The organism is Blautia sp. HCP3S3_D9, from assembly GCF_052063845.1.
Classification (GTDB): domain Bacteria; phylum Bacillota; class Clostridia; order Lachnospirales; family Lachnospiraceae; genus Blautia_A.
In genome coordinates this window covers 1-2,727 of the sequence record NZ_JBQHWS010000228.1, presented here as the reverse complement: position 1 = coordinate 2,727, position 2,727 = coordinate 1, and the positions used below count along the sequence as shown (strand labels likewise).

The window sequence follows — 2,727 nt, the reverse complement described above, 5'->3', positions numbered from 1 at the left end:
AGATGTGTATAAGAGACAGTCCTTGTGGTCAACGATCTGACGAGCTTCCTTTCTTGTTCTAGCAAATCCCATACGGAATACTACGTTGTCAAGTCTGCTCTCAAGAAGGATCATAAGGTTTGCACCAGTCTGTCCCGGCATTCTGTCAGCTTTGTTGTAGTAGTTGTGGAAAGGTTTTTCCAGAACTCCGTAGATGAATTTTGCTTTCTGTTTTTCTCTTAACTGTAAACCATACTCAGACATTTTACGATTTGCACGTTTTAACTGTCTTGTGGATTTTTTATCAATTCCTAAATAAATCGGATCCAGGCCAAGGGATCTGCATCTTTTCAGAACAGGCACTCTATTTACTGCCATTTCTCAAATACCTCCTAAATTAGACTCTTCTGCGTTTTGGTGGACGGCAACCATTGTGTGGTACCGGAGTTACGTCACGGATGCTTGTTACTTCCAGTCCGCAAGCCTGAAGGGCACGGATTGCAGCTTCACGTCCTGATCCTGGTCCTTTTACCATAACGTCTACAGTTTTTAAACCATGAATAAGTGCAGCTTTTGTTGCAGTCTCAGCTGCCATCTGTGCTGCATAAGGAGTAGATTTTCTTGAACCTCTAAATCCAAGACCACCAGCACTTGCCCATGAAAGAGCGTTTCCTTCATTGTCAGTCAGAGTAACAATTGTATTGTTGAAAGAAGACTGAATATGTGCCTGTCCGTGTTCAACGTTTTTCTTGACACGACGTTTTGCAGTCGCTTTTTTAGTCACTTTAGCCATTTTAAAACTAACCTACACTTTCCTATTTATCAATCAAATATATGTTACAAGAAACACTATGTCCACTCAATTCATTTCCTCGCTTCGCTCGTCATTCATCAAGTGTCCATGCAAGCTTCCTCATAAGATCAGCTTACGCTTATCAAATGTTTAAAGCTTTATTTATTTCTTCTTATTAGCTACTGTTCTCTTAGGACCTTTACGTGTTCTGGCGTTGGTCTTAGTCTTCTGACCACGAACCGGAAGTCCTTTACGATGACGGATACCTCTGTAGCATCCGATTTCCTGCAGTCTCTTAATGTTGAGGGCGATTTCTCTACGAAGGTCACCTTCTACTGTCATTGTTTCATCAATAACTGCGCTGAGTCTCTTTACTTCATCATCAGTCAGATCTCTGACACGTGTGTCAGGATTAACTTCTGCCTTTGCAAGGATTTTGTCTGCGCTTGGTCTACCAATACCATAAATGTAGGTAAGACCGATTTCAATACGTTTTTCTCTTGGTAAGTCTACACCAGCTATACGAGCCATGTACTGTTTCCTCCATCTTCTACTTTGAAAGTCCTTAATGCCTGTACATCACTTACCCTCGCGAATTCTCTCACTCAAGTAAGGTGAAATGGGATGTATCGGACACATCACTTCCTTATTTCTTAGTTCCTAATTGGGGTGCCTCGGTAAAACACCCAGCTGCAATTGGCGAAAAGCAGCCTTTCCGAATTATTGCGGCCAACGGGCCAACGTTGCCTCTCGGTATTAGGCAATACATGCTAAAACTATTTTAACAGTCTGGACAACCTCTCCGGGTGTCTCATACTACAGCCGCACGTTACACAAACTTTAAACTGTCAATTAACCCTGACGCTGTTTGTGTTTTGGATTCTCACAGATTACTCTGATAGATCCTTTTCTTTTAATGATCTTGCATTTTTCGCAGATCGGCTTTACAGATGATCTTACTTTCACTGGAAATCCTCCTTCCGTAAATTCATTAAAATCTGCAGTTTTTTGAGCGCACAAATACAATATACTCACGCGTTCGGTTTATATACTATCACAGCAAAATATAAAATGCAAGCACTTTTTTGAATAAAATCACATTTTTTCATTTTCTCCCCCATTCCCGCCTAATCATCCATCTATAAAAACTAGTTTTAATATCTATTCTGGAGCATGTTTGAAAAATCACAGCTAAACCTTCCCACTGCCAACACACAGCGTATAAAAATAATTCATTTCATGTGCATTTGCAGGAATCTTAGATATTCTTAGGCGAAAAAAATCTGCGTTATGAGCCGACTGCCTCACTGTCTGAGCGAAGTTTGCAACGGAGCGAGTTTGATAAGGCGGCTCATGCCTTTAGCAGATTTATGACAGCTTAGAATATCTTAGATGCCGAAACCGCACATGAAATGAATTATTTTTATACGCGTCCCTTTACCACACAAAAAAAGAGAACCAGATCCCTCCAGCTCTCTTTCTCATCACTGCACCAAACGCAGTCAATATTTTCTTACTTATCTCTCCAGATAATTCTGCCCTTAGACAGATCATACGGAGACAGTTCAATCGTAACTTTATCTCCAGGAAGAATACGAATAAAATTCATACGTAACTTTCCACTGATATGTGCAAGCACCACATGTTTGTTCTCCAGTTCCACTTTAAACATCGCATTAGGCAGCTTTTCCAGAACAGTGCCTTCCACTTCGATTACATCTGCTTTTGACATTTTAAACCTCCTGTATGTCGTCCAATTATTTCGTAAGAGTCAGAATCTCCGGATCTCCGTCTGTAATAAGAATCGTATTCTCATAATGAGCAGAAAGAGAACCATCCATAGTTACTACCGTCCACTCATCATCCAGCCATGCCACATCTGCACGTCCTAAATTGATCATAGGCTCTATCGCAAGTGTCATACCCGGCATCAGTCCTGTCTCTTATACACATCT

5 protein-coding genes and 1 pseudogene are annotated in these 2,727 nt (G+C 40.9%); all 6 read right to left on the bottom strand.

Translation table 11 applies throughout. The annotated features are described in order from the left end of the window. A partial coding sequence (gene rpsD / locus ACTNES_RS20345) for a 30S ribosomal protein S4 (protein ID WP_441040519.1) occupies positions 1-357 on the bottom strand: 357 nt, incomplete at its 3' end. A gap of 19 nt (positions 358-376) precedes the next feature. Then, positions 377-772 carry a 30S ribosomal protein S11 gene (rpsK, locus tag ACTNES_RS20340; protein WP_008707283.1) on the bottom strand — a complete coding sequence of 132 codons (396 nt, stop codon included), beginning with the start codon at positions 770-772 and terminating at the stop codon, positions 377-379. Between the two features lie 162 nt (positions 773-934). Then, positions 935-1,303 carry a 30S ribosomal protein S13 gene (rpsM, locus tag ACTNES_RS20335; RefSeq protein ID WP_008707282.1) on the bottom strand — a complete coding sequence of 123 codons (369 nt, stop codon included), beginning with the start codon at positions 1,301-1,303 and terminating at the stop codon, positions 935-937. Between the two features lie 321 nt (positions 1,304-1,624). Next, positions 1,625-1,738, bottom strand: a complete 114-nt coding sequence (gene rpmJ / locus ACTNES_RS20330) for a 50S ribosomal protein L36 (RefSeq protein ID WP_003497809.1) — start codon at positions 1,736-1,738, stop codon at positions 1,625-1,627. A 547-nt stretch (positions 1,739-2,285) separates the two neighbouring features. Beyond that, positions 2,286-2,504 carry a translation initiation factor IF-1 gene (infA, locus tag ACTNES_RS20325; protein WP_005428560.1) on the bottom strand — a complete coding sequence of 73 codons (219 nt, stop codon included), beginning with the start codon at positions 2,502-2,504 and terminating at the stop codon, positions 2,286-2,288. Positions 2,505-2,529: 25 nt separating this feature from the next. Further along, positions 2,530-2,706 (bottom strand): annotated as a pseudogene (locus ACTNES_RS20320) (type I methionyl aminopeptidase); the annotation flags it as partial. Positions 2,707-2,727 lie beyond the last annotated feature (21 nt).

Bases quoted from the DNA above. Each gene is read 5' to 3' on its own strand.
- infA (WP_005428560.1), bottom strand. From the start codon at position 2,504: ATGTCAAAAGCAGATGTAATCGAAGTGGAAGGCACTGTTCTGGAAAAG.
- rpsK (WP_008707283.1), bottom strand. From the start codon at position 772: ATGGCTAAAGTGACTAAAAAAGCGACTGCAAAACGTCGTGTCAAGAAA.
- rpsM (WP_008707282.1), bottom strand. From the start codon at position 1,303: ATGGCTCGTATAGCTGGTGTAGACTTACCAAGAGAAAAACGTATTGAA.